Below are 25,037 nucleotides of genomic sequence, written 5' to 3'. Positions count from 1 at the left end.
ACCCATAAAGCGATTCAAGCTCTCAGATAAGGAGCTTCAGAGGGCACGCTTGTATACCGTGCGCCCTTCCTTGATGGTCTCCAGCACCTGGAGACCGGCAAGCTGATGCGGCGGCACGGTCAGCGGGTTGTCCGACAGTACGGCCAGGTCGGCCAACTTGCCGACCTCGATGGAACCCTTGCGGTCGTCCTCGAAATGCTGGTAGGCCGACCAGATGGTCTGCGCCTTGAGCGCCACCCAGGGCGAGACGCGATGCTCAGGCCCGAGCACACGACCCGAGCGTGTGGTGCGATTCACCGTGGCATCAAGCACTCGCATGGACGATGGCAGGGCCACAGGCGCATCGTGATGAGACGTGAACACCATGCCCTCTTCCAGCACCCAGCCAGTCGGCGAGATGTTCTGCGCGCGCGGATCGCCGAGCACTGAATCATGGTGCCAGTCGCCCCAGTAAAAAGTATGCATGGGAAACAGCGACGGGAAAATGCCCAGTTCCTTGAGCTGGCTGACCTGGTCGCGCCGCAGCGTCTGGCCGTGGATCAGCACCGGACGTACGGCACGCGCCTGCTCCACAGGGCCGCTGGCACGCACGGCGGCGATGAACTGGTCTATCGCCGCATCGCCGTTGCCATGCACCAGAATCTGCCAGCCGTTGTGGATGGCCCTGGCCACCTGCTCGTTGGCCCTGGCATCGCTGAGCACCCCATAGCCCCTATAGCCGGGCTGCTGACCATCGGGCGGCACCAGATAGGGCTCGGTCAGCCAGGCCGTCTTGCCCTGAGGCGAGCCGTCGAGCGTGAGCTTGACACCACCAATGCGGAAGCGATTGGTATAGCTGCGGCTGAACTTGAGATTGTTGGCCAGCGCGCCGTCACCCAGCTGCAGGATGTCGGGATACGACACCACGTCAATGACCAGCCGGCGCGACTCGGCCGCCGCCATGGCCGAGGCAATGGCTCCCGCGTCGGAGCGCCCGTCCTGCGCTGTGGTGTAGCCGAATTCCAGATAGAGCTGCTGGGCTTTCTCAAGCCAGTCCATGGACTGCTCCAGCGTGAGTTTGGGCATGATCCGGCCCAGGGTGTGGAAAAAGGCATTCTCCTCCAGCACCCCGTTGGGTACCGGGCTGCCGGCGCGGCGGCGGATCACGCCGCCCTCTGGATTGGGAGTGCCGGGGCCGATGCCGGCACGGGCCAGAGCCACAGAATTGAGTGCGCCGAAATGCCCGGACTGGTGAATCACTGCAATCGGCAGGTCTCGGGAGACGGCATCGAGATCGTCGCGTGTGGGATGGCGCCGCTCCTGGAGCTGGGAATCGTCATAGCCAAAACCGAGCACGATGCCCAGCTGCTTGACCTCGGGCGAGGTCTGGATGTAATCGCGCAGCGTCTGCTGCAAGTCGGCGATGGAGGCGTTGCCACCGTCGGGCGGAGGCAGCAGATTGGCCGAAATAGCCTGCAGCCCCACGCCGCCGATATGGCTATGCGGGTCCACAAAGCCCGGAATGAGCGTGCGCCCCTGCAAGTCCACCATGCGCGTGCCAGGGCTGCGCAAGGAATCCAGCTCCTGCAGCGAGCCGACGGCGGCAATCACTCCGGCATTCACCGCCACGGCTTCCACCTGGGGCTGGGCATCGTTCATGGTGAGAATCGGGCCGCCGTAGAGGATCATCTCGGCGGGCCTGACCGAGGGCTTAGAACGGCGCGAAGCACAGCCCGTAAGCCAGGTCGTTGATGACAATGCCGTCAGCGAAGCTGCGGTGGCGAGAAACTGGCGCTTTTGCATCATGAACCTCCACAAGACTGCAGCGTAACCGTAGTTCGGACCCGAATCATGCAGCAGTTGCAAGTCATGCCCATGCGCCGGCGCAAGAGAACATCATGAAATTGACTCCAAGCGCCCATGCAGAGTACTCTTTCAGCTCATAAATATAGAGCAGAGCCATCAAAGCTCAGGCCTTGAGACGGCTCCAGCAGCGCCCCACTCCCAGCGCCAGCAGCCAGCCCAGCACACACATGCTGCCCGTCACAAGCCAGGTGAACTGCCAGCCGCCCATCTGCATGGCCACGGCCGCCACCAGTGGTGGGCCGGCAAACTGCCCCACGCAAGACCATTGCTGCATGAAACCCACGGTGGTGGACACCGTGGCCGGGCTGGGCGCCAGGTGCATGGCCGTGGTGAACAGGGTGGCCGGTATCAGTCCGCCCGTCGCCGAGAACAGCGCCACGGCCACGAAGCGCAGCCACAGCGGTGCCAAGGGCTCGCCGCCGATCTGCACATAGGCCAGCAGCGCCGTCAGCCCCATCAGCACATAGCCGGTCTGCAGGCAGCGCGCGGGACTCCAGCCCCGATGCAACAACCTGCCTGCGGCCACATTGCCCAGCATATTGCTGGCGGCGACCATGGCAGTCAGCAGGCCTGCGAGCTTGGCGCCGAGGCCGGCCTCCCCATACAGGGTGGGTAAAAATCCGACAACCCCCATCCACTGGCTCGAATACACCATGAAGCCCAGCGACACCAGCCAGGGGCCGGGGCTGCGCAAGGTGCGGGCCAGACGCGGACGCCAGCCCTCATCGGCTGTGGCTGCAAGGGCATCGGTTGCTGCATCATCCGCAGGCACCATGCGCCAAACCGCATAGGCAGCCAAGGCAGAGGTGCAGCCCAGCGCAATCCACCAGACCTGCCAGCTGCTTGCCTGCAGCACCCAGGGCCCCAGAAGCAAGCCCATAGCGCTGCCAATGGGCATATAGGAACCCCACCATCCCATACGCGTCCCCAGTTCCGACGGCTTGACCGCGCGGCGTATCAGCCCCGGAGCAGGCATGGCGACCAGCAAGAATCCCAGGCCTTCAAGCCCGCGCAGCGCCAGCAGCCAGGCAAAGCCTGTGGCCGCAGCGCCCACCGCGCTGGACAGAGCCATCAGCATCAGCCCCGTCAGCAGGCTGCGACGAAGGCCCCATTTGTCGGCGCCCAGCCCCACCACCAGGCCCAACAACATGCCCGCCACCTGAACAGTGGAGAGCAGAAATCCAGCCTGCAACAAGGACACGCCCAATTGCTGCTGCAGCAAGGGCACGGCAGGCGGCAGCTTGCCTACATGCAGCGAGGCACTGACGCCGGCTGCGACGATGATCCATGAGGGGTTCAGGCCCCGGCTTGTCACTGGCTCCACCACGTTGTCTCTTTTTCTCAGCTAGGTGATATGTCAACTATCTAGCATATGGCAAAACACGAGGCCGATTGATGAGCTTTGCCACGAACGCTGCCAGCACAGGCCACTCTCGCCTAGATCGCATAAAAATTGTGCAAACTCGCTTTTATGACCGACGACTCCGATTGAAGGAACTCCATGCGCTCTTCGCTAGATTTCAGCTCCTGGACCTCCTTGCTCTCCACCGTGCTGGGACTGTTGCTGGTGACCTGCCTGATGATGGGCATTCGCCTGTTGTTCATGCAGACCGTACAAAAGCGGCGCGAGCGTGAGAACCGGCAGATCAACGAGCGGCTCAAAACCTTGATCGCTGCCTACAAAACGCTGGGCAGCTCGTTCACCGGCACGCTGAGCGTCAGTCCTCTGCATCTGCGCGATCTCAGGCAAACCGATGAGACACCGCCACAAACGTCAGCCGGAGAAAGCTTGAACGAGCGCCGACGTCGTATCCGGGATGCCGTGGAGGCCGCTCTGTCCGACATCATCCTGCTGGGTACCGAGGAGCAAGTGGAACTGGCAACCCGGGCAGCCCAGGATATGGTGGCCGGTCGATCGATAGAGACTGCCGCGTTGGTAACTTCGCTGCGCGGCTTTATCCGCGACGCTCTGGATCTCGAACCGATTCCCCCGCATCTCCAGATACCGTCTCAGGGTCCGGCAAGGCCGAGTACCGGGGGAGCCGGAGGGAATCGCAAGGCCGGTGAAGCTCAGGGTTCAGGCGGTCGCGGTGGGGCAGGCGCTGGCATGGGAGCGGGAGGCCTGGGGCTGGGTTCGGGCCTGAGTGCCGGTACGGGCAGCGAGGATCTCACGGACCGCCGCCCATGACACCACACTTCCTGTTCAGAGAATGTCCAGCGGCTGCTTGAAGCGTGGCGGGGGCGAGGCAGCGTCGATCAGCGCCAGCTCCTCCGGGCCGAGTCTGAGCTGCAGTGCACGGACGTTGTCTCGGATATGGTCTTCGCAGCCGCTCTCGGGAATTGCCAGCACTTTGCCGCTGCGCAGAGCCCAGGCCAGAGCCACCACACTGGCACTGACACCCTGGCGATCACCAATTTCAGCCAGCAAACTGTGCTCAACCAGCGCTCCATGCCCCAGCGGGCAATAGGCCATCACGGTCACACCGTTCTTCAGGCACCAGGGCAACAAGTCATATTCGATACCGCGGCTGAAAGCGTTGTAGAGCACCTGATTGACCAGGCAGTTGCGTCCGCCCGGAACTTGCCACAGCTCCTGCATATCGTCGGTGTCGAAGTTGGAAACGCCCCAATGGCGAATCCTCCCCTGCGCCTTCAACTCCTCGAACGCAGCTACCGTCTCGGCCAGCGGCGCATTGCCGCGCCAGTGCAGCAGATAGAGGTCGATACAGTCCACTCCCAGCTTATGGGCGCTGGCCTCGAGCGCGCGCATCACACCCTTGCGGCTGGCATGCATAGGCAACACCTTGCTGACCAGAAAAGGCCGGGGCCGACTTGGCGGCAGCTCACGCAGCACATCGCCAATCAGTTCCTCGGAAAGGCCGTCGCCATACATCTCGGCGGTATCGATCACGCTCAGGCCGAGCTGCAACCCGGCGAGCAAGGCCGCCTTCTCCTCATCCAGGCTGCGCCGTCCCTGGCCAAGATGCCAGCTGCCCATACCCAGGCTGTTACGTCCCTGTAAAAAAGATATGGCACTGTGCATATGAGCGACCTCCAAGGAAATTCTTCTAAAACCTGCCAATTACCAGATAGTAATGACGCATTGCGTTATCACTCCTGCTTCTTTTGTCAGCTCAGTTTGAGCCGCGTTATGCTTCACCTGCGAATCAACGACAGATGATTCGAATGCGTATGTGAAATCAAGTTCGCTATTCCCAATAGCTTTCCTCAATATATTCATAACACGGGAGTTCATTGCATGTTCAAGTCCATCGCGGCCGCCGTTGTCGGCCTGTCACTGTCTCTTGGCGTCTGGGCCAAGACCGAAGCCACTCAGGAGTTACCCGCCGAAATCAAGGCCCTGCACTGGCAGGAAAGTGGCAAGGGAGAAATCGCGGACAAGGCCAGCGTCAGGATTCCCTCTGGCTATGCCTTTCTCGGCGAGGCCGACACATCCAAGCTGCTGCAGGCGTTTGGCAACCCGCCCAGCAGTGATCACTTTCTGATCGCCCCCAAATCGCTGAACTGGTTTGCCGTGTTTTCCTATGACGACACAGGCTACGTGAAGGACGATGAGAAGATTGACGCCGACGACTTGCTCAAATCCATGCAATCGGGCGACAAGGCTGGCAACGAGCAACGCAAGAAGCTGGGTCTTGAAGCGCTGTACACCGATGGCTGGCAGGTTCCCCCACATTACGACACCGCCACCAAGCGACTGGAATGGGGTCTGCGTCTGCGCGGCGAGTCAGGCGAGAAAAATGTCAACTACACCTCGCGCATTCTGGGCCGCAGCGGCGTGATGACGGCCACCCTGGTCTCCGATACCGCCACCCTGGCCCAGAACACCGAGGAATTCAAGAAAGTGCTGGCCGGCTTCGACTACAACAGCGGGCAGACCTATGCGGAATTCAAGAACGGTGACAAGGTCGCCGCCATCGGTCTGGGCGCCCTGGTGCTCGGTGGCGCTGCCGCAGTGGCTACCAAGAAAGGCCTGTGGGGCGCGATTGCTGGCTTTCTGGCCGCAGGCTGGAAGATCGTCGCTGCAGCAGCAGTCGCCCTGTTCGCAGGCATAGGCAAATTGTTTGGCCGCAAGAAGGCCGCTGAATAAGGCAGTCGCCGGGCCACGGCCTCAATGTCTGTAACCCGCCCCGCGCATCGCTAAGATCGCGGGGTTTGTCTTGTCCGGAAAGCCGTCTTGTACTTCACGATCTCCACGCAGCTACAGGTAGTTCTGGCCATCGTCCTGTTCTATCTCTATGACGCGGCCTTGCTGCTCAAGCCTGAAGAGGGTTTGCTGCGCCCGCTACGCTCGGGATGGCGGGCACAGCTGGCCAGCCACGGCTTCGAGCTGCGTCAGAACCGCCTGCTGTGGCTGCCTGTATTTGTGCTCCACCAGCCCGTCTATCGGCAGCGCTGGAGTGCAATGCGGATCCAGCTGCCCGCCGATGCGGGATCTTCCACTGCCGTAGAGGCGCATACCCGCAGCTTCAAGGCATTTGCACTGCCGCTGTATCTGCTGGCGGCACTGCTGTTTCTCGGTCTTCCTGCCGCCTTGTTGGTACTGCATTCCGAACTGCTGCAGCTGATCGCACTTGCGCTCATCTATCTGAGCACGGCCTGCCTGAGCTGGCTGACGCTGCGCCATGGCAGGCAGGGCCACAGCAGCCAGGCCTTCGCACGCTCCACTGCGTTTCAGATTCTGCTGTGCCCACCATTTGCGCTCAATGTAGTGCGCAAGCTCTCGTTGTCCTATGAAATACAAACCGACTTGCTACAGACGGCCCAGGCCCTGATGAGCGCCTCTGACTGGCAGAATCTGTCAGCCCAGGTGCAGCAGCTGATGCAGCGCGAAATGGATGAAATTGCCGAACTGCCCGAATATGCGCCAACGCTTGCGCAGATGCGGCAGGCACTACGGGTGCTCGAGCAAAACAGCACCCGAAGCTGAACAGGCCCTCAAGCTGCCCCCACAATAGCGGCTTCCATCACTGCGACTATCGCGAGCACACCATGGCCTTTGCCGACAACCTCAAGCAACTTCCCTCCATCGCCCATATCTCCGAGCTGCAGCTGATCGACTCCGACGGCAAGCTGGCCGCAACCATTCCTAACGCTCCCGGCAAAGCTGGCTCGGTCACGGTCTACAACGCGCTTTACGCCAAACATGGCAGCATCAATGTCGCAGCAGCCGAAGAAGGCCTGCAGCTGTTTGCCGAGCACACCGAAGACGCCAAGGCCCGTCCCGGCGCCCATCCCAATATCGATCGGCTGCTGGACGTGATTGCCAGCGGCAAGGGCTATACGGTAACGGTGATCGCAGCCTGAGCGCCCTCAGACCCTTTCTTCAATGAAAGGGCTTGATCTTGCAGCCAGTCCCTCCGGTGCCTGCGTCCGGAGGTCTTCGAGGTCCACTCGCTGAACACGATTGCGCCCTGCACGTTTGCCTCGATAAAGCGCCGCATCGGCCTGCTGCAGCGCGAGCTCAAATGCATGCGAAGCACTGAAAGGATTGGAAATGCCAATCGTTGCCGTGCAAGTGACGCAGCCATGCAGGCTTACTCCCGGTATTGCGACTCCTGCAATCGCTGTGCGTATTCTTTCGGCCAGTTGCAGAGCTTCGTCCCCCTGCAGTCCCGGGCAGAGAACCACAAATTCCTCGCCGCCCAAACGGCATTTCAGATCGCTCTTGCGCGTGCTCTGCCGAATCACCTCCGCCACCCGGCACAGTACCATGTCGCCGAACTGGTGCCCGTAGCTGTCGTTGATGCGCTTGAAATGATCGATGTCCACGATCAGCAGATGGACGGGCACGGCCTTTGCGCCCGCGAAATGCGCCCCCAGCCCGTTGAGCAGGCCACGGCGATTGAGCAGCTTGGTCAGCGGATCCTGCGCAGCCATGTTGCTGAGTTCATCGGTAAGGCGCCGCAAGACAAGCCAGACGGCGCCTGGCGGGATCACCGTGCCGAGAAATGACATGTAGATATAGAACACCATTTGAAAATGGCTGTTCATGTCCAGAGCCTGCAAGCCATGCTGAAGAATCTGCAGCAGCTTCATGGCATTGAGGATGCAGATGCCGACGATCAGAATGGCAAAGACCAGCATCTCCGCGGCCATATTCCTCGCAAAGCTACGCGTTCCCCACAACAGGGTGATCGTCATGCCCAGGAACAGCAAGGCACATGCCCCGGCCAGCATGGCCTGGCGCGCTTCAGACCCAGTGTCGACTGCACCAGCACCTGCACCGCGCTATAGGTCAGTGCCAACACCAGCAGCGGCCGCCACACGGGTGCCGGACGATTGAAAAAGCGCATCGCACCCAGAACATAAGCCACCGGTGCGCACAAGGTCAGCGTGTGGTCGATGATGCTCATCGCACCCCAAGCGGGCTTGCCGACCCACAGCTGCAATATATAGGCGCAGCCGAGCAGAAGATTGCCCAGCGCAAAGACCTCCATGCCCATCTTCCTGCCGAGCAGTCTGCGACTGATCAGCATGAACAGTGCGCTAAAGCACAGCAGATGCACGCATAGCATGCCAAGGATGACGGTCGCAACCATGAAATCACTCAACCCGGTAAAGACAGGTGCCGCGTGTCTCAGGCAAGGACAGCCCGGAGTCAGACCTGCGGATGAACAAGGCAGGACTGGCTCATGCTTTGTTCAAGCCCTTTCAATCCGCACTCGTAAGTATTTGCAAATGTAACGCCTTGCACCCGGTCGATGATGTCAAAACAGCTCAGGGCCTACCAGCAAATCTGAGTGACGCCTGGCGCACCACCTCGGGCAATTGCTGCACCTGGGCATAGCTCTCCCGCAGCCAGCTCGCATCGTTGCCGCGCTGCAGCACCAGGGCCAGCTCCCGCAACGCGCTCTTGCCGGATGCGGGGGCATGGCTGGTGACGCGCTGAAGCGTCTGCGCAATATGCTCACGCAGCGACAGCTGCTCGCTGGTCGCCGGGTCCACATAAGTACCGTCCAAGCCGAAGCGACAGGCCTGAAAGCGGTTATAGGTATAGACCAGATAGTCGTCTTCACTGGGCTCGAACGGCTGCTCGCTGAGGAACCATGCGCCCAATGCCTGCACATAAGCCGCCAGTTGCGCAGCGCGGTGGATAGACAGCGGCGTGTCGAAGACGCGCACCTCCACCGTACCGAACTCAGGCTTGGGACGGATATCCCAGTAAAAATCCTTCATGCTGTGGATCACACCCGTTGCCGCCATCTTGGCAAAGTAGCGCTCGAAATCCTCCCAATGCAAGGCAAATGGCGCACGCCCCGAGAGCGGAAAGGCAAACACCGAGTTGAGACGCGCGGAGTCAAACGCCGTGTCCTGCCCTTGTACAAAGGGGCTGGATGCGGACAGCGCAATGAAATGCGGGATATAGCGCGAAAGCCGGTGCAGCATCATCAACGCATCGTCGGCGCTGGGGCAGCCCACATGCACATGCTGGCCGAAGATGGTGAACTGCTTGGTCAGATAGCCGTACAGCGCCGTCAGCTCCTTGAAACGCGGCTTGTCGTAAATACGCTGCTGGTGCCACTGCTGAAACGGATGCGTACCGCCACCGGCCAGCGCGATATTGAGTCGGTCGGCCGCCTTGACCAAGGCGTCGCGCGTAACAGCCAATTGCTCGTAGGCGTCCTGCGCATCCTGACAGATGCCAGTCGAGATCTCGATCATGCTGGAGGTCACCTCAGGCACGATGGAGCCCGGGACCTTGGCGTTCTTGAGCAGGGCCAGCATATCGGGCGCATACGGCGTCATGTCGTAGTGATGGGTGTTGAGCAGCTGCAGCTCCAGTTCCACGCCCAGCGTCAGGGCCTGAGAAGGTGCGAATTCGCCCAGGCCGCCGGCTTCTGCCCCAGCGGGCTGACTTTGTTCGATTTCATGCGTCATGGCGCTTCCCTCCTCTTTGCAAGGCCGCGCGGCCCACGCCACGATGGGCATCGCCGCTACGCCACAGGGCGGTAGCGGCCAGCAGCACACCCAGTACCTCACACAATACGATCATGGGTAGCGCAATGGCCGCCACCTGCTGGGCCACGCTGGCATTGAAAGCCGTCCACTGCATTGCAATCCCCGACACCATCAGCAGCGCGAGACCCGACAAGGCCAATTGCCCGCAAGCCACAGGCCATTGCCTGCGCCAGCCTATGCCGGTACCTAGCCCCAACAGCAGGATGGAGCCAAACTTGCCCAGAATCCGGGCCAGGACCGCGCTGGCCACGACCGAAACCATCGCAACAGACAGGTTCACCTGCGAGGCCATGCTGGCCACCAGCACGAACATCAGCAAATTGAGCATGGCATTCGCCGCCTGGAAGGCCTGGGGCCAGACCAGCGGCATAGGACTCAAATTGCGCAGCATCAAACCCGCGACCATGAAGCCCAGTGCAGCAGAGCCACCCCATTGCTCGGCCAGCAGACAGACTGCAGCCATAGCCGCCAGCAGATACAAGGCCGTGGTGTCGCTGCGCGATGACTGCCAACGAAGGACCGGCCAGAAGGCAATGGTGACCAGAAAGGCCCAGAACAGAGTCAGCAGCACGCTGAACAGCAAGCGGCCCAGTCCCGCAGATGAAAACTGCAGGCCGCCGCCCGCGGCCGCTGCGACCGGCACGAACACCACTGTCAGCACCAGCGCCCCGAGCAACGCTAGCAAAGTGCTGATGGTAGCCAGCAGCAAGCTGCGGTCGGTCACCGCGCCACTGGCGCGCAAATCATCAGCAATGCGCAGCAGCACAGCCGGAGACGCAGCCATGGATACCACACCGACGGCCAGCGCCACGGCCCAGCCCCAACCCAGAGCCAGCAACGTCGCAGCCACCACCGTCAGCGTGACCAGCGACTCGCCCAGACTTTGCAGCAGCAGCCAGGGCTGGCGAAACAGCCAGGGCAATGAAACCTGAGAGGCCGCCAGCAGCAGGCTTGCGCCCACGGCCACCTCCAGCAGCACGGCCGTGCTGCCTTGCAGCGGCCAGGGCAGATCGCCAAAGCCCACCCATCCGGCTACCAGGCCGACCACCGTATAGCCCAGCATGCGCGGATAACCGGTAAAGCGGTGAACCATATGACCAAGCAAGGCGGCGGCTGCAACCAGCACGCACCAGCTCAGCAGTGGCGGAAAACCGGCGGGCCAGATGCCCGCCTCAAGATTGCCGAACGGCATAAAGCGCCCTCCTGTATCAAGACCCGGACAGTGCGACAAAGTCACGGCACCAGGAATGGTGCAGGCAGCGTTGCGAGAGATGCGGTCAGCGCCGCGTGAAAGCCCGGTCATGCGCCGGGATGCAACACCTGCTACTAGCGCGGCCAGCCCTGCGCCCAGAGGATCACGGCAGCCGCCACGCACGCTCCAAAGTTTGCCCCGGATCTCCGCAGGCGCTACCCAGGAGCGCTACAAACATCATAGGGGCGCCAGATCAAATGGCGTTACAGGGTGTCAGCCTTCCGACATTTCTGTGTCCGAATGCATGGCTTGTTAGGGTTTTGCAAACCTCCGGACATGAAAAATGCCGGGCTCAACTCAGCGTTGACCCGGCATTGATTCATATGAAAAGCCCTGCTGTCAGGCTGGCAGCTTGCCGCCCTTCAGCAGCGCCCCCACCAGCTCCACCCAATAACGCATGCCCAGCGGCAGATTGGCGTCGTTGAAGTCGTACTTCGGGTTGTGCAGGGAAGCGCTGTCTTCGCCATTGCCCAGCCAGATATAGACGCCCGGGCATTCCTGCGCCATGAAGGCAAAGTCTTCCGAAGCCATGCTGGGCACCATGTCCCGACGTACCTTGCCTTCGCCGAGCACGCCGGTCAGCACGTCGGCGCAGACTTCGGCATGCAGGGGGTTGTTGATGGTCGCGGGGTAGCTGACACGGTAGTCGAGCTGGGCCTCCAGGCCGTGCAGCGCACAGGTCGCGGCAATTGCATCGCGAAAACGTTGTTCGATGCGCGCGCGCTGAGGCATGTCGAAGCAGCGCACGGTGCCGCGCAGCTTGATGACTTCGGGCATCACGTTATAGGTATCGCCTGCGTTGAAGCTGGTCACGCTGAGCACGGCCGGCTTGTGCACCTCCTGCTCGCGCGCAATCAGCGCAGGCAGCTGCGTCACCAGTTGGCAGGCCGCCAGCAGCGCGTCCTTGCCCAGATGCGGCATGGCGGCATGGCAACCCTTGCCGGTCAGCGTCAGATCGAAGATGTCGAAGGCCGCCATCACGGCCGTGGAATGCACTGCCGCCGTACCCACGGGCAGGCCCGGCCAGTTGTGCATGCTGTAGACCGCGTCCATGGGGAAGCGCTTGAACAGCCCTTCCTCGATCATGGCGCGCGCGCCACCTTCGTTTTCCTCGGCAGGCTGGAAGATGAAATGCACGGTACCCGCAAAGTCGGGGGCCGAAGCCAGGGCCTGGGCCGCGCCCAGCAGCATGCTGGTATGGCCGTCATGGCCGCAGGCATGCATGCGACCTGCATGGGTCGACGCATGCTCGCACTGGTTGAGCTCGGTCACGTGCAGCGCATCCATATCGGCGCGCAGGCCGATGGAGGGTCCAGCGCCCAAACTGCCCTTAAGCACGGCGACCACGCCGGTGCCGGCCAGGCCGGTGTGCACTTCGAGACCGAAGCTCTTCAGTAGCTCAGCCACGCGTGCGCTGGTGCGGTGCTCCTGAAACGCGGTTTCGGGATGACGATGAAAGTCATGACGCCAGGCTTGCAGTTCCTGCTGGCCGGGCCACTTGATGGTATTCATCATGGTCTTGCTCCGGCTTTACAGCGTGTGGACAAAGGTCTGTGCGATCAGCGTCGCGGCCAGGAACACACCGGCATTGGCCAGCAGCGAAACCACCACGATGCGCCAGCCCAGACGGCGGAAGGCCGGGATGTCCTTGGCCAGCGACAGGCCCGCGAACGTCAGCATGGGCGTGATCATGGCCAGGAAGTTGACCTTTCCGGTCAAAGCCGCCACTTCGGCGGCATAAGGCGTCAGCGGGAAGGTCATGGCCATGGCGATGAACGAGATCCAGCACACGGCTGGCAGCACACGGCGCGTGCCGACATAGATCAGATCACCGACAAACACGGCGGCAATGATGAGCAGCACACCTGGCAACGCATCCATCACGGGCACGCCATGGCCGATTCGGTTGCCGATGAGCACCATGGCGCCGACCAGAACCCAGGAAGCAAAGCGCATGCCCAGACCCAGCGCCGGCACCTGTGCCTGTTCCTCATCCTTGGTGGCAGACAGGTCTACGGCCTGCTCCACCACGGCCTGCTTGCGCTTGCGGCCCAGAATTGGCTCCAGCCATTGATAGGCACGCAGCGCCAGGGGCAGCGAGATGAACAGGGTCAGATAAGTGCCCACCGTGGTCGCAATCAGATTGGCGGCAGCGGCAAAGGTGGCAATCTGGTCGCTCATCTCGGGATGCTGGGCAGCAATAGCGCCCACGGCAGCGGCCGTCATGCTGCCCGAGCCCACGCCGGCGCCCATGCCCAGTGCCAGCGGATGAAAAATATTGAGGCTGGAGACAAAGCCGGCCAGCAGCGAGATGAAGATGGCGCCGATCAGCGTACCGGTGATGTACTCGGCCAGCACACCGCGGCCTTCGGGCGAATCCATGCCGAAACGCTCGCCGATGATGGCGAGACCCGGTTCACGGCCGATGGAAAAAGTCGCACCAATCGCTTCGCGCTTGATGCCCAGCAGCAGCGCCACGGGCATGCCCAGGGCCACGCAACCGACCAGATTGCCCAACTCCTGCAACACCAGTCCCCAGCCGACTTCGGCCAGCTTGGGCAGCGAGCCACCGACCAGCAGACCCAGCTTGGCAATGAATAGAAACAGCGCGCAAGACAGCACGGCAGCGGCCAGATTCTGGCTGTACAGGCTCAGCTGCAGAGGCCCGGGCATGCGCTTGCGCAGCAGACCCAGCACCAGACCGATGAGCAGCGCCCAGATCATGGGTAGCAGCACCACCTTGCCCACGCCCAGCGCAATGGGCAGCGGCCCCAGCCACTCGGACAATGCCGCAATCACCAGCGCCAGCGCAAATACCTGCACCACGCTGCCCAAATTCAACGCGGCCTTGGCCGGCTGCACCTCTGTACGCATCAACTTTCCTTGCGCACGACGGCCGCTGCCGACGCGCTGAAATAGCTTTGAACCCTGAAAATGGGCACGGCCAGCCCAAGCTGGCGCTCACCCATGCGGGCGCTGAATATAACAATGCATTTATTGCATACGCACTCTTTTTCTGTTCTAAAAAAGTGAACATACGTATGAATACAGATGCAATTTGGCGACGACAATCGCCGCATGCCCGCCTTTCAAGACTCCCGCGCCCGCTATCTGTTTGAAGCCGTCTACTGCGGCTCTGTCCGTGCCGCAGCCGAAAAACTGGGCATCGTGCCCTCGGCCGTCAGCCGCCAGATCAGCCTGCTCGAAGAAGAACTGGGCGTGGCCCTGCTGGAACGCCACCGCAGCGGCGTGGTGCCCACCGAAGCCGGCCAGCTGCTGCTGGACTATCACCGCGAACATACAGCCCACCGCCACGACATGCTGGCCAAGGTCGATGCGCTGCGCGGCCTGCACAGCGGCAGTGTCAGCGTGGTCAGCGGCGAGGGCTTTGCACAGGAGCTGATCGACGGCCCCATACGCAATTTTCGCCAGCAATATCCTGGCGTCAGCATCTCGCTGGAAATCTACGGCACGACCGAGATCATGCGCCGCATTCGCGAGGACGCTGCCGAGATCGGCCTGGTCTACTACCCGCCCGCCGACAGCCATATCACCGCACGCGGCGCGGCGCGCCAGCCCATGCATGCCATCGTCCACTCCCAGCACCCGTTGGCCAGCGCGGGCCAGACATCGCTGCAGGAGCTCAGCCAATGGCCTATTGCCATGCTTCAAGGCGTGTATGGCATTCGCCAGCTCGTGGAATATGCCGAACACAAGGACAAGATCCACCTCAGCCCCGCGCTGACCAGCAATCTCATCAGCGTGCTGCTGGCCTTTGTCACCAGCGGCCAGGGCGTGACCCTGCTGCCGCCCTGCTCCGTCACAGCCGAGCTGGCAAGCGGGCGTCTGCGCGCCATTCCCATTCACAACCCTGCATTTCAGGATGCGGAGATGCAGCTCATCACCCGCACCGGCCGCCATCTGTCCCCTGCCGCCAATCGCTTTCTGCTGTATTGCATGCAAGGCATGCAGGCGTTCCAGGAGCCATGAGCGACGACCGCCTGCGCGCAAGACTCCGGGTCGTGGCCGCCTGAGCATACTCAGGACACCGCTGCACTTGCCTTAGACTGCACGCAGCATGCAAACCAGTCTGGCTCTCACTCCCTCGCAACTGAGCGAATTCCTTCTCAACGTCGCCACCGTACGCCCCGTGTTCATCTGGGGGCCGCCAGGCATCGGCAAATCGGCACTAGTACAGAACTTTGCGCAAAGCGTGGGGCTTGATTGTGTGTCCCTGCTGGGCAGCCAGCTCGCGCCAGAGGATTTGCTGGGCGTGCCGCAGATCATTGACGGCGTGACCCGCTTTTGCCCGCCCGCCATGATTGCGCGCGAGCAGCCCTATTGCCTGTTCCTGGACGAGCTCAACGCCTGCAGCCAGGATGTGCAGAAAGCGTTCTACAGCCTGATCCTGGAACGCCGCGTGGGCGAGTATGTGATGCCCGAGGGCTCCATCGTGATTGCAGCTGGCAACCGGGCTCAGGATTCCGCGATTGTGCGCACCATGTCCTCGGCGCTGATCAACCGCATGATTCATGTGCAGCTCAAGGTCAGCGCCAGCGAGTGGCTGCAATGGGCGCAGCAGGCCCAATTGCATACTCTGGTGCTCGAATACCTGGCCCAGCGTCCCGATCACCTGTGGAGCCAGCCACCCAAGCATGAGGAAGCGTTTTCCACGCCGCGCTCCTGGCATATGCTGAGCGACGCATTGCAGTCCTATGGCGATGATCTGAATCTGCACACGCTGGAAGCCCTGAGCAGCGGCTGCCTCACGCCCCAGCATGCGGCGCAGTTCAAGGCCTTCTACAAGCTGGCCGACGACCGTCACCGTCTGGACGCCATCTTCAAGGGCGACGCCAACTGGCCCCATGCACCACAGGACAGAGATGTGCTGTATTTCCTGGCCCAGGCCTTCCGTGCGCGCCTGCTCAAGATCTTGCCCGCCGACAAGCAACAAAGCGGCGGCGAGCTGCAGCAAACCGTTCACCGCTCCAAGGCCATGCTCAAGGAGCTGGCCCAGATCAGCCTGGAAATGGCCCAGATCGTCACCGCCGAAAGCGACAGCCAGACCCTACCCGCCTGGTATATGGTGGAAATCGTGCGCGACCTGCCGCGCCTGGTGGAAGCGCGCGAAGCGGCCAGAGCCTGATGGCCAAAGCCCCAACGCGCGAAACGCCAGCCACCCAGGCCTATACGCAGGGCCTGGCCATGCTGCAGGCACACCCCATCTTTAGCGAACTCAGCCGCAGCCTGGGCTTTGTGCGCGGCGCCCAGTCAGGCTGCCCGCCCCATGGCTGGGCGCAGGCCGGCCTCAACCACCAACGCTTTACCGGCCAGATCGACATCCACCCCAAGCGCCTGGCCAGCCCCGAGGAATGGGCGTACTGCCTGGGGCGGGCCACGCTCAGCTTCGCGCTGGAGCTGTTTCAGCGCGACCGCAGTCACTGGGCCCAATGGAGCGCGGCCTGCGATGTGGTCACAGCCCGCTTCATCCAGACCATCAAGCTCGGCCGTCCGCCCGAAGGCATGGAACTGCCCGACGGTCTGCCCCAACGCGACGAGGCTCAGTGGTACGCCCAGTTCTGCGAACAAGGCATACCTGCATGGGCACAGTCACTGAGCCTGGCCGGTCCCGGCCAGGGCGGCGCTCACCCCAGCCTGGCCTTACCGGAGCAGTGGCCACAACCGGCCTCATCCACCAGCAAGCCACAACCGTATTGGCGCAGGTACGGCAACTGGCCCGAAATGTTTGCCGCCGGCTTGGCTCGCTCCGTCACCCAGTCCGTGGAAATGGCGGCAGGCGTGCGCCGCGAGTTTGGCCAGAGCCGCCCTGCCAGCAGCGCGCTGGACCGCGCTCGACACTGGTTCATGGACAGCTTTCCGCTGCTGGGCAGCATGGTCGCGGCGTTTGACATCATCGAGGACGCCAGCGTCTGCGAGCGCGAGGACATTGCCGTCGCCGCGGTCGACGAAGTGCTGCGCACCATCTACATCAACCCCGGCCCCCGCCTGTCCGAGCTGGAACTGCGTTTCGTTATCGCCCACGAAGTGCTGCACGTCGCCCTGCGCCATCTGCCGCGCCGGCGCGGGCGTGAGCCTTTTCTGTGGAACGTGGCCTGCGACTTTGTCATCAACGACTGGCTGATTCAGATGGATGTGGGTCAACCGCCGGGTATCGGTCTGCTCTACGACCCGGAGCTGCGCGGTCTCGGCGCCGAGGAAGTCTATGACCGCATCGCGAGCGATCTGCGCCGCATGCGCAAGCTGCGCACCCTGGCCGGTGGCCGGGGCGACATGCTGGAGCGCAATGCGGGCGACCAGCGCGGCGCGGGCGACTTTACCGATATCGACGAGTTCTGCCGCACCCAGCTAGGCAAAGGCCTGCTGCGCCACGAGCAAAGCGCACGCGGCCTGCTGCCCGCAGGACTGATCGAGGAAATCCGTGCTCTGCTGCAGCCGCCGATTGACTGGCAGGTCGAGCTGGCGCGCTGGTTCGACCATCACTTTCCGCCCATAGAGACGCGGCGCAGCTATGCCCGCATCAGCCGCCGCCAGAGCGCCACACCCGATATTCCCAGGCCACGCATTCAAGCCGACAGCCGCTGGCTGGAAGGCCGCACCTTTGGCGTGGTGCTGGACACCTCGGGCTCCATGGAGCGCCATGTGCTGGCCAAGGCACTGGGTGCCATCGCCAGCTATGCCGAGGCCAAGGACGTGCCCGCAGTGCGCCTCATCTGCTGCGACGCCGCAGCCTATGACCTGGGCTATCTGCCGGCCGCCGACATGGCCCAGCGCATCGCCCTAAGGGGCCGAGGCGGCACCGTACTGCAGCCGGGCGTGGATCTGCTGCTACAGACCGACGACTTTCCCAAGGACGGGCCAATCCTCATCATCACCGATGGCGAATGCGACCCGCTGCGCGTGCCGCGCGAGCATGCCTATCTGCTGCCGCCAGGCCGCAGGCTGCCGTTTCGTACAACGGCCCCGATCTTTGTGATGGGCTGAAGCCGAGCCGAAGTTGGGCGTCAGGCAACCGCTGTTTCATGCAGCGCATGCCAGAGCACCCCGCTGACGGTGACCTCCAAAATCGCCGTGGAATAACGTGCATGTCTCTCGAGTGCCGAGACATGCGTTTCGAGGTAGCGCAGGGCCACATGCTGGCCTGCATGCCAGACGGGCTGCACCTCATCCACCGCAATCTGCAAGCCGGGTCTGCCACCCGCCGCGCCCCCGAACACCTGCTGCACCTGGGCGCGATCCACGATCCGACCGCCCGTGGTGACCATACTGAAGCCTTCGGCAAACACCTGCATCAGCGTCTGGGTGGCAGCCCTGGCGGCGTCGCCCTGCTCGGTAAAAACAGTGCGGATCAGCTCATGCACATCGTGAATGCTCTGCACAGCAGCTTCAAGGTTCTGGTCGTTCATGCTTTTCTTTCAAGGTATGTAAACAGGTCAGTGGCAGCAGCCCAGCCAAGGCGGCGGCTGCAAAGCTTGCGTGATAGGCCAAAAGGGCGCCGGTATGCGGCTGCAGCAGGTTGAAGATCACCAAAAACAGGGCCGCGCCCATACTGAAGGCCATCTGGCGATTGATGTTCCAGATCACGCTGGCCTGAGGCATCTCGGCCCCGTGAAAATTCATCAGCGCTGTGGTTTGCGCGGCATTGGCCGCCAAGCCACCGCCCAGGCCCATCAAGGCATAAGCCAGCACGAGGATTGGCAAATCGCCCGCGCTGTTCACAGCCATCAGGCAAGCAATACCCAGGCTGTGCAACAGCAGGCTCGCCACAAACAGCGGCCGCGCACCCACGCGGTTGTAGATGCGTCCGCACAGCAGCATGGCCAGCAGCGCGCCGCTGGCATAGACCAGCATGAACATGCCCGAGCGCTGAGCGCTCAGGGCCAGCAGGTCTTGCAGAAAAAACAGGCTCAGCAGATTGACGCTGGTAAACACACCGGGCACTGCGTAGTACACAGCCATGGACACTCGCAGGCGTGGGCTGTGCAACAGGCGCAGTTCAACCACTGGGGCAGCCACACGCCGACAGTGACACACATAACGCACGCTGGCCACCAGCCCCACGGCCAGACACAGCAGTGCCCCACCCCAGCCATGGCCCGCACCATACAGCGACATTCCCAGCAGCACGGCTGCCAGTGCGGTGCTGATCAGCAGCAACCCGGCGATATCGGGCTTTGCCATAGCCGACGGCTCAGCCGAATCACGTACCCAGCACCAGGCCAGCAGCGCGGCCGCCAAGGCCATCGGGATATTGGCAAAAAACACCCAACGCCAGGAGCAGGTATCCACAATCAACCCACCCAGCCCCGGCGACAAGGCCGGTGCAATCAGGGCCACAGCCATGACCAGGGTGGAGATGCGTGCGCGCTCCACCCCCTGAAACAAGGCAAAGGCCATGGCCTGCCCCACGGGTATCAGCAACCCGCCGGCCATGCCCTGCACAAAGCGCCAGCCCACCACAGCCGCAAAGCTGCCAGCCATGCCACTGGCCCCCACGGCCAGTGCAAATACCAGCATGGAAGCCGCCAGCAAGCGGCGCGCGCCCCAGCGGCCGGCCAGCCAGATGCTGATGGGAATCACCAGGGTCAAGCCCAGAATGTAGGCATTGCCCACCCAGGCGGTGTCCAGACTGGTCACGTCAAACTCGGCAGCCAGCCGGGGCAAGGCGACCGTGGGCATGAAGATATTGATGCAGTCGATAAAAAACCCCGTCAAAAACACCAGGGCGATGCGGTAGCGGTAGCTCATGTCGTTCCTTTGAGCCGCGAATATTAGGCAGCGCACCTGCCCGCGTCGATACCGCTATGCTTGATACTTTGTTTGACTGAACTGAACAATGGCCGCCACTGCAAGCACCGCCATCCACACCCAGCTTCACCGCGTGCAGACTTTTCTGGCCGTGGTAGAACTGGGCAGCTACACCAAGGCTGCCGACTACCTGAATATCAGCAAAGCCATGACCAGCCTGCATGTGAAGGCACTGGAAGAGGCTCTGTCAGTCACCCTGCTGGTGCGCAGCACACGGTCGGTATCGCTAACGGAAAGTGGTCAGCAGTTCTATGACGAGTTCAAGCAGATCTTTACGCATATTGAAGCAGCATTTGACAATGCACAGCACGGCAGCCGCCGCCTGCGCGGGCAGCTGCGCATCAGCACCACGGCCGAGTTTGGCGAGCGCTATGTGCTGCCGCTGATCCCGCAGTTCGTGCAGCGCTACCCGGGCATTGGCATCAGCCACGATGTCAATTCATCGCTCAGCGATCTGGTGGCCGAAAAGCTCGATCTGGTCGTGCGCCTGGGCAGCCTTGCCGACTCCAACCTCAAAAGCCGCAAGCTGGCCGACTACGACATCTGGCTGGTGGCATCGCCCCAGCTAGCGGGACTGGCCGCCGTGCAGCAGCCGCAAGACCTAGCTGACCTGCCCTGGATTGCCAACAGCAATCTGGACAACCCTACGCACTGGGTACTGGAAAATGCCGAGGGCCATCAGGCCGAGGTGCAGGGCCACGCGGCGCACCAGTCCAATTCATCAAGCGCGATTCGTGCGCTGGCGCTGGCAGGACTGGGCCTGGCCGTGCTGCCCGACTGGCTGGTGCAAGACGATGTGCGCAGCGGCCGCCTGCAGCGCGTGCTGACCGGCTACGCCCTGCCCTGCCAGCCGATTCACCTGGTCTTTCCCAACAGCCGGCACCTGCCGCGCAAGACAAGAGTGTTCATCGATTTTCTGGCCGAACACCTCACGAGCTGATATTCCACGCACATTCGAGTCAAAACAGCTTCGAGCGCTTATCAGACAAGCACATGCAGCTATCAAAACTGTACTTCGACGGCGCTCGTGAATGAGCGCCCCAGGCTGGCGCAACTCAAAGCCAAGCAGGCTGCAGTTCCATATTCAAAGCACCATCCAGGCTCCGCCACATCAGCCGACCGTCGATGGACCGCTGGACTGCACCGGTGCCTGGGCAGCAGGATTTTCCAACGCCGCTCGAAGACTGCCACGCCAATGCCATACCGCAGCGGCAAGGCCGACCCTTAGGCTTACCCTTGGATGTCACGATCGGGCAACTGAATTGCGGAATGCGCCAAGCGCATTCAGGCCGCCAGCCCTACATTACCCCCGAACTCGTTGATTCTCTGCCCCGCAAAGGTGGATGCAGGCTGCGCAGCCTTTGTGCGCAGCCGGGTTAAGGCGATGAAGGTCAAGAACAGAAAATGAACCCCGAACTCCAAGACAGGCCACCCCGGCATCAGTCAAAGCTACCGTCGATAGCCCAAGGCCATGGCTGCCTCCGCCCTTCCAGCCTGATGCTGCGGGACTGTGAGACATCCCCTGCATTCATGGCAATGACATAAGGCCCGTCCTGCCCGGCCCCCGCCGGGTCTGCTCCCAGCCCACGGCTTGCAGCATTCACTTCGTGATACCCACCACGCGCCCCACAACAACTTCCAACGGACAAGCATGAACCCAAGCGCGACAACAATTGCGGACACAAAGCCCAGGCACCGCCACAGCCACGCAACCGATGCAGACAACGTCCTGTATGCCAAGGTCAGCTGGCGGCTGCTGCCCCTGCTGCTGATCTGCTACATGGTCGCCTACCTGGACCGGATCAATATCGGCTATGCCCAGATCCAGATGAAGCAGACGCTGGATTTCGGCGACGCCGCCTACGGATTCGGCGCGGGTCTGTTCTTCATAGGCTACTTTCTGTTTGAAGTCCCCAGCAATCTGCTGCTGGAGAAGATAGGCACGCGCAAGACGCTGATGCGCATCATGCTTGTCTGGGGCCTCGTCGCCACGGCCATGGCCTGGGTCTCCACTCCCGTGCAGTTCTATGTGGCGCGTTTTCTGCTGGGCGCCTTCGAGGCAGGCTTCTTCCCTGGCGTCATTCTTTACTTCACCTACTGGTACCCTTCGGCCCGCCGTGGCCGCGTGATCTCCATCTTTCTCTCAGCCGTCATGGCCATGGCCATCGTGGCCGGACCGCTGTGCGGCGCCATCCTCAAATATATGGATGGCATCAACGGTCTGCATGGCTGGCAATGGCTGTTTCTCATCCAGGGCCCGCCCGCCTGCATTCTTGGCCTGATCCTCTTCGTCTACCTGCAGGACAGGCCTGCCGAGGCCAAATGGCTGACAGATGCCGAGAAAGCGCGTCTGCAACACAACCTGGCCAACGAAAGCGGCCAGGCCACTCACCACGGCACCAACGGGCACAAGGATGCCCATGGCAACACCACTCTGGGCCAGCTGCTGCGCGACCCCAAAGTCTATGCCCTGTCACTGGTGTATTTCATGATGCACGGAGCCACCTATCTGTTTGTCTTCTGGATGCCCACCGTGATTCAGGGCCTGGGCGTGCAGGACGTGCTGCATGTCGGCATCTACTCGGCCATTCCCTTTGTGGCGGGCTTCTTTGGCATGATTGCCTTCGGTGCCAGCTCCGACCGATTCCGCGACCGACGCTGGCATCTGCTCATTGCCACCGGCATGGCCATTGCCGGCCTGATCGTCACCCTGCAGATGCACGGCCATCTCGAAGGCTCGCTGATGGCCCTTGCTTTCACGCTGATCGGGCTTGCGGCCCTGCCCCCGCTGTTCTTTGCCCTGGTCAGCGACTATCTGCCAGCCGCCGTGGCTGCGGGCGGCATAGCGCTCATCAGCAGCCTGGGCAACCTGGGCTCGGCCGCCAGCCCCACCCTGGCCGGCCTGTTGACCCAGTACACCGGCAACAGGCACTACAGCATCTATCTGGTGCTGAGCATGTTGATCCTATCGGCAATGGTGCTGATGGTGGCGGCGCGGCCCGCCAAGTCACGGCACGGCCAGGCCATGCGCTAAACAGGGGCCAAACAGTACGACAGCAGCCGGCCGGCCTTCAGGCCGGCCTTTTTCATTGCATGAGTCCGAACAGGAATGCCGGTGTCTGCCCTTGCCTGCCAAAGGATTGCGGCACACAGCCAGTTTGCGCTGTCGCACTCTGCTGACTGGAGTACCGGCTTCCGGAAAAAGCTATGGACCCGAGCCACTGCCAAATATCCGATCCATCAGATCCGACCGCATGCAGATCAATCCATCATATACAAACAATATTATTATCTTTGGCAAAAAGATGATTCTGTAATTAACAAACAAAAAATTATTCATTTAACATCTTAAATATTTAAGTTATAAACTTGGCTTCGGCTCCGTTAATAGGGACAATTTGCACATATCACTCCATGCAAATTTCAGACCAAGCAATACGACAACTGATCAAAGAGAAAAGCACACGGCAATTCACGTCATTCAATTTCAAAAGAATGCTCACACCGTGGATCATTCCTCTTGTTGTGCTGAGTCTTTGGCTATTTTCAACAACAAGTGGCTGGATAGATCAGTCCATATTACCCAGTCCTATCACCGTCGCTCATGCCGCCTATGAGCAATGGGCTAACAACACTCTCTGGACGGATATAGGCATCAGTCTGGGCCGGGTTCTGGCAGGCTTCAGCATTGGTATGCTGTCAGGCTTGGTACTGGGCACGGCAGTAGGTCTTAGTCAGTTCAACCACGATCTGCTTGACCGTTCTCTGCAGATGCTGCGCACCATTCCGCATCTGGCCCTGGTGCCATTGATGATTCTATGGCTGGGTATCGATGAAACGCCGCGTATTTTGCTGGTCGCATTGGGCACATTGTTTCCTGTCTATATCAACACGGCCAGCGGTATCAAGAATGTCGATGCCAAGCTGCTGGAAATGGGAAAATCCTACGGCCTCAGTCGCAAGGAGCTGATTAAGCAAATCATCATTCCCGGCGCCATGCCATCCATACTGGTGGGCATCCGATATGCATTAGGTGTTGCATGGCTCACGCTGGTCATTGCCGAAACCATCGCTTCTCGCAATGGCATTGGTTATATGGTTCAGAACGCCCGCGAACTGCTGCGCATTGATATCATCATTTTCGCCATATTGCTGTATGCACTGGCAGGCTGGCTGGCAGACTGGCTTATCCGGCAGATCGAATATCGTATTCTGCGCTGGAATCCTGCTTATAAAAAGGCAGCACGTCAATGAATTCAATATTATCAAGCCGTCAAGATGCCGAAATCAAAGAAGATGGCTTCACCGCATGCGCAGTTTCTCTGCGCAATATCGGAAAATCGTTCGGCCCCCGCCAGGTTCTGCAGCATATCGATCTTGATATTGCGCAGGGTGAGTTCGTTTCCCTGATAGGCCCAAGCGGCGCCGGCAAGTCCACGCTGCTGCGGCTTATCGCGGGTCTGGAAGCCGGCAGCAGCGGACGCATGCAGTTGAGCAGCCCCGAGCCCGGGCGCCCGGCCCAGATACGAGTCATGTTCCAGGAAGACCGGCTGCTGCCATGGCAGACCGTGCTCGACAACATCACACTTGGCGCACGCGAGCAACGGCCTGCAGCTCTGGAACTGTTGCGTGCCGTCGGTCTGCAAGGCCACGAGAACGATTTTCCGTCCACGCTTTCTGGCGGTCAGAAACAGCGTGCGGCCCTGGCGCGCGCACTGCTGCATCGCCCCGATATCCTGCTGCTGGACGAACCCTTTGGCGCTCTTGACGCCATCACCCGGGTCTCCATGCAACTGCTGCTCTTCGACATGTTGCGTGACCACCCCTGCGCCGTGGTGCTGGTCACCCATGACGTGGAAGAGGCCGTAGTGCTCTCCAATCGCATTCTGGTGCTGCGCGATGGCGGCATTGCCAGGGATCTGGCGCTCGAAGGCGCAATACCCCGCGATCGGGGCTCGGCCGATCTGGCGACGCTCAAGGCAAGGCTCATCAATGAGTTGCTGGTGCAGGAGGCCTTGCACGAGGCGGCCCAGGCAACTTCGGCTTCGGCCTGAGTCGCGCCCTCTTCGAGAGCTGGCTGCGGCCTTCTTCTTCAATCACGGGCCTGCAAGCCCCGTTCCTTTCATTTCAT

The 25,037-nt window shown here is 61.5% G+C and carries 20 protein-coding genes and 1 pseudogene; 11 read left to right on the top strand and 10 right to left on the bottom strand.

Going from position 1 to position 25,037, the window contains the following annotated elements; translation table 11 throughout:
• Positions 1-36: 36 nt before the first annotated feature.
• Positions 37-1,782 (bottom strand): amidohydrolase, encoded by a 1,746-nt coding sequence (locus F3J24_RS01060; RefSeq protein ID WP_167001986.1) that lies wholly within the window; start codon positions 1,780-1,782, stop codon positions 37-39.
• A 166-nt stretch (positions 1,783-1,948) separates the two neighbouring features.
• Positions 1,949-3,169, bottom strand: a complete 1,221-nt coding sequence (locus F3J24_RS01055; RefSeq protein WP_167001984.1) for an MFS transporter — start codon at positions 3,167-3,169, stop codon at positions 1,949-1,951.
• Between the two features lie 177 nt (positions 3,170-3,346).
• On the opposite strand from F3J24_RS01055, the gene F3J24_RS01050 reads away from it, so the two are divergent.
• Positions 3,347-4,033 carry a hypothetical protein gene (locus F3J24_RS01050; RefSeq protein WP_167001982.1) on the top strand — a complete coding sequence of 229 codons (687 nt, stop codon included), beginning with the start codon at positions 3,347-3,349 and terminating at the stop codon, positions 4,031-4,033.
• Between the two features lie 15 nt (positions 4,034-4,048).
• Here F3J24_RS01050 and F3J24_RS01045 read toward each other — a convergent pair whose 3' ends face one another.
• Positions 4,049-4,888, bottom strand: coding sequence for an aldo/keto reductase (locus tag F3J24_RS01045; protein WP_167001980.1), 840 nt, complete (start codon positions 4,886-4,888; stop codon positions 4,049-4,051).
• 216 nt (positions 4,889-5,104) lie between these two features.
• Between F3J24_RS01045 and F3J24_RS01040 the strand changes: the two genes are divergently transcribed.
• From F3J24_RS01040 to F3J24_RS01030, 3 genes are all read left to right on the top strand, one after another.
• Positions 5,105-5,956: a DUF2167 domain-containing protein gene (locus F3J24_RS01040; RefSeq protein ID WP_167001978.1), complete on the top strand. Its 852-nt coding sequence runs from the start codon at positions 5,105-5,107 to the stop codon at positions 5,954-5,956.
• 87 nt (positions 5,957-6,043) lie between these two features.
• Positions 6,044-6,796: a hypothetical protein gene (locus tag F3J24_RS01035; RefSeq protein ID WP_167001976.1), complete on the top strand. Its 753-nt coding sequence runs from the start codon at positions 6,044-6,046 to the stop codon at positions 6,794-6,796.
• Positions 6,797-6,858: 62 nt separating this feature from the next.
• Positions 6,859-7,173: a DUF2322 family protein gene (locus F3J24_RS01030; RefSeq protein ID WP_167001974.1), complete on the top strand. Its 315-nt coding sequence runs from the start codon at positions 6,859-6,861 to the stop codon at positions 7,171-7,173.
• A gap of 6 nt (positions 7,174-7,179) precedes the next feature.
• Here the strand turns inward: F3J24_RS01030 and F3J24_RS01025 are convergent.
• The 5 genes and pseudogenes from F3J24_RS01025 to F3J24_RS01005 form a co-directional block, all read right to left on the bottom strand.
• Positions 7,180-8,408: pseudogene (locus tag F3J24_RS01025) on the bottom strand (diguanylate cyclase).
• A gap of 178 nt (positions 8,409-8,586) precedes the next feature.
• The gene (locus F3J24_RS01020; RefSeq protein ID WP_167001972.1) at positions 8,587-9,747 is read right to left on the bottom strand and encodes a YbdK family carboxylate-amine ligase; all 1,161 of its coding nucleotides are present in this window, start codon (positions 9,745-9,747) and stop codon (positions 8,587-8,589) included.
• Positions 9,737-11,020, bottom strand: coding sequence for a cation:proton antiporter (locus F3J24_RS01015; protein ID WP_167001970.1), 1,284 nt, complete (start codon positions 11,018-11,020; stop codon positions 9,737-9,739). The genes F3J24_RS01020 and F3J24_RS01015 overlap by 11 nt, the downstream gene beginning before the upstream one ends.
• Before the next feature lie 399 nt (positions 11,021-11,419).
• Positions 11,420-12,595, bottom strand: coding sequence for a M20 aminoacylase family protein (locus F3J24_RS01010; protein WP_167001968.1), 1,176 nt, complete (start codon positions 12,593-12,595; stop codon positions 11,420-11,422).
• Positions 12,596-12,610: 15 nt separating this feature from the next.
• A complete protein-coding gene (locus F3J24_RS01005; RefSeq protein WP_167001966.1) occupies positions 12,611-13,954 on the bottom strand; it encodes a DUF3100 domain-containing protein in 1,344 nt (447 codons plus the stop codon).
• 177 nt (positions 13,955-14,131) lie between these two features.
• Between F3J24_RS01005 and F3J24_RS01000 the strand changes: the two genes are divergently transcribed.
• The 3 genes from F3J24_RS01000 to F3J24_RS00990 all read left to right on the top strand — a co-directional run bounded on the left by F3J24_RS01000 (position 14,132) and on the right by F3J24_RS00990 (position 18,082).
• A complete protein-coding gene (locus F3J24_RS01000; RefSeq protein ID WP_167001964.1) occupies positions 14,132-15,070 on the top strand; it encodes a LysR family transcriptional regulator in 939 nt (312 codons plus the stop codon).
• A gap of 88 nt (positions 15,071-15,158) precedes the next feature.
• Complete coding sequence (locus tag F3J24_RS00995; protein ID WP_167001962.1) at positions 15,159-16,226, top strand: AAA family ATPase; 1,068 nt, start codon at positions 15,159-15,161, stop codon at positions 16,224-16,226.
• Positions 16,226-18,082 (top strand): hypothetical protein, encoded by a 1,857-nt coding sequence (locus tag F3J24_RS00990; RefSeq protein ID WP_167001960.1) that lies wholly within the window; start codon positions 16,226-16,228, stop codon positions 18,080-18,082. The genes F3J24_RS00995 and F3J24_RS00990 overlap by 1 nt, the downstream gene beginning before the upstream one ends.
• A gap of 20 nt (positions 18,083-18,102) precedes the next feature.
• On the opposite strand, the gene F3J24_RS00985 is transcribed toward F3J24_RS00990, so the two are convergent.
• Both F3J24_RS00985 and F3J24_RS00980 read right to left on the bottom strand, forming a co-directional pair.
• A complete protein-coding gene (locus F3J24_RS00985; RefSeq protein ID WP_167001958.1) occupies positions 18,103-18,504 on the bottom strand; it encodes a DUF4440 domain-containing protein in 402 nt (133 codons plus the stop codon).
• Entirely contained in the window at positions 18,485-19,846 is a 1,362-nt protein-coding gene (locus F3J24_RS00980; protein WP_167001956.1) for an MFS transporter, read from the bottom strand. The genes F3J24_RS00985 and F3J24_RS00980 overlap by 20 nt, the downstream gene beginning before the upstream one ends.
• An 88-nt stretch (positions 19,847-19,934) precedes the next feature.
• On the opposite strand from F3J24_RS00980, the gene F3J24_RS00975 reads away from it, so the two are divergent.
• From F3J24_RS00975 to F3J24_RS00960, 4 genes are all read left to right on the top strand, one after another.
• The gene (locus tag F3J24_RS00975; RefSeq protein ID WP_167001954.1) at positions 19,935-20,846 is read left to right on the top strand and encodes a LysR family transcriptional regulator; all 912 of its coding nucleotides are present in this window, start codon (positions 19,935-19,937) and stop codon (positions 20,844-20,846) included.
• A 711-nt stretch (positions 20,847-21,557) separates the two neighbouring features.
• Positions 21,558-22,940 (top strand): MFS transporter, encoded by a 1,383-nt coding sequence (locus tag F3J24_RS00970; protein WP_205244568.1) that lies wholly within the window; start codon positions 21,558-21,560, stop codon positions 22,938-22,940.
• Positions 22,941-23,401: 461 nt separating this feature from the next.
• On the top strand, positions 23,402-24,160 hold the full coding sequence (locus F3J24_RS00965; protein ID WP_167003363.1) for an ABC transporter permease subunit: 759 nt from the start codon (positions 23,402-23,404) through the stop codon (positions 24,158-24,160).
• On the top strand, positions 24,157-24,960 hold the full coding sequence (locus tag F3J24_RS00960; protein WP_167001952.1) for an ABC transporter ATP-binding protein: 804 nt from the start codon (positions 24,157-24,159) through the stop codon (positions 24,958-24,960). The genes F3J24_RS00965 and F3J24_RS00960 overlap by 4 nt, the downstream gene beginning before the upstream one ends.
• Positions 24,961-25,037: the final 77 nt, after the last annotated feature.

The organism is Comamonas sp. Tr-654, from assembly GCF_011752915.1.
In the GTDB taxonomy this organism is placed as follows: domain Bacteria; phylum Pseudomonadota; class Gammaproteobacteria; order Burkholderiales; family Burkholderiaceae_C; genus Comamonas.
The sequence above is the reverse complement of the archived record's forward strand: the minus strand, read 5'-3'. Positions and strand labels throughout refer to the sequence as shown.

Excerpts from the sequence above, each read along its gene's own strand:
- F3J24_RS01005 (WP_167001966.1), bottom strand. The coding sequence starts at position 13,954 with ATGCGTACAGAGGTGCAGCCGGCCAAGGCCGCGTTGAATTTGGGCAGC.
- F3J24_RS00985 (WP_167001958.1), bottom strand. The coding sequence starts at position 18,504 with ATGAACGACCAGAACCTTGAAGCTGCTGTGCAGAGCATTCACGATGTG.
- F3J24_RS00960 (WP_167001952.1), top strand. The coding sequence starts at position 24,157 with ATGAATTCAATATTATCAAGCCGTCAAGATGCCGAAATCAAAGAAGAT.
- F3J24_RS00975 (WP_167001954.1), top strand. The coding sequence starts at position 19,935 with ATGGCCGCCACTGCAAGCACCGCCATCCACACCCAGCTTCACCGCGTG.
- F3J24_RS01060 (WP_167001986.1), bottom strand. The coding sequence starts at position 1,782 with ATGCAAAAGCGCCAGTTTCTCGCCACCGCAGCTTCGCTGACGGCATTG.
- F3J24_RS01010 (WP_167001968.1), bottom strand. The coding sequence starts at position 12,595 with ATGATGAATACCATCAAGTGGCCCGGCCAGCAGGAACTGCAAGCCTGG.
- F3J24_RS00990 (WP_167001960.1), top strand. The coding sequence starts at position 16,226 with ATGGCCAAAGCCCCAACGCGCGAAACGCCAGCCACCCAGGCCTATACG.
- F3J24_RS01000 (WP_167001964.1), top strand. The coding sequence starts at position 14,132 with ATGCAATTTGGCGACGACAATCGCCGCATGCCCGCCTTTCAAGACTCC.
- F3J24_RS01030 (WP_167001974.1), top strand. The coding sequence starts at position 6,859 with ATGGCCTTTGCCGACAACCTCAAGCAACTTCCCTCCATCGCCCATATC.
- F3J24_RS01050 (WP_167001982.1), top strand. The coding sequence starts at position 3,347 with ATGCGCTCTTCGCTAGATTTCAGCTCCTGGACCTCCTTGCTCTCCACC.
- F3J24_RS00995 (WP_167001962.1), top strand. The coding sequence starts at position 15,159 with ATGCAAACCAGTCTGGCTCTCACTCCCTCGCAACTGAGCGAATTCCTT.
- F3J24_RS00980 (WP_167001956.1), bottom strand. The coding sequence starts at position 19,846 with ATGAGCTACCGCTACCGCATCGCCCTGGTGTTTTTGACGGGGTTTTTT.
- F3J24_RS01040 (WP_167001978.1), top strand. The coding sequence starts at position 5,105 with ATGTTCAAGTCCATCGCGGCCGCCGTTGTCGGCCTGTCACTGTCTCTT.
- F3J24_RS01015 (WP_167001970.1), bottom strand. The coding sequence starts at position 11,020 with ATGCCGTTCGGCAATCTTGAGGCGGGCATCTGGCCCGCCGGTTTTCCG.
- F3J24_RS01045 (WP_167001980.1), bottom strand. The coding sequence starts at position 4,888 with ATGCACAGTGCCATATCTTTTTTACAGGGACGTAACAGCCTGGGTATG.
- F3J24_RS00965 (WP_167003363.1), top strand. The coding sequence starts at position 23,402 with ATGCTCACACCGTGGATCATTCCTCTTGTTGTGCTGAGTCTTTGGCTA.
- F3J24_RS00970 (WP_205244568.1), top strand. The coding sequence starts at position 21,558 with ATGAACCCAAGCGCGACAACAATTGCGGACACAAAGCCCAGGCACCGC.
- F3J24_RS01020 (WP_167001972.1), bottom strand. The coding sequence starts at position 9,747 with ATGACGCATGAAATCGAACAAAGTCAGCCCGCTGGGGCAGAAGCCGGC.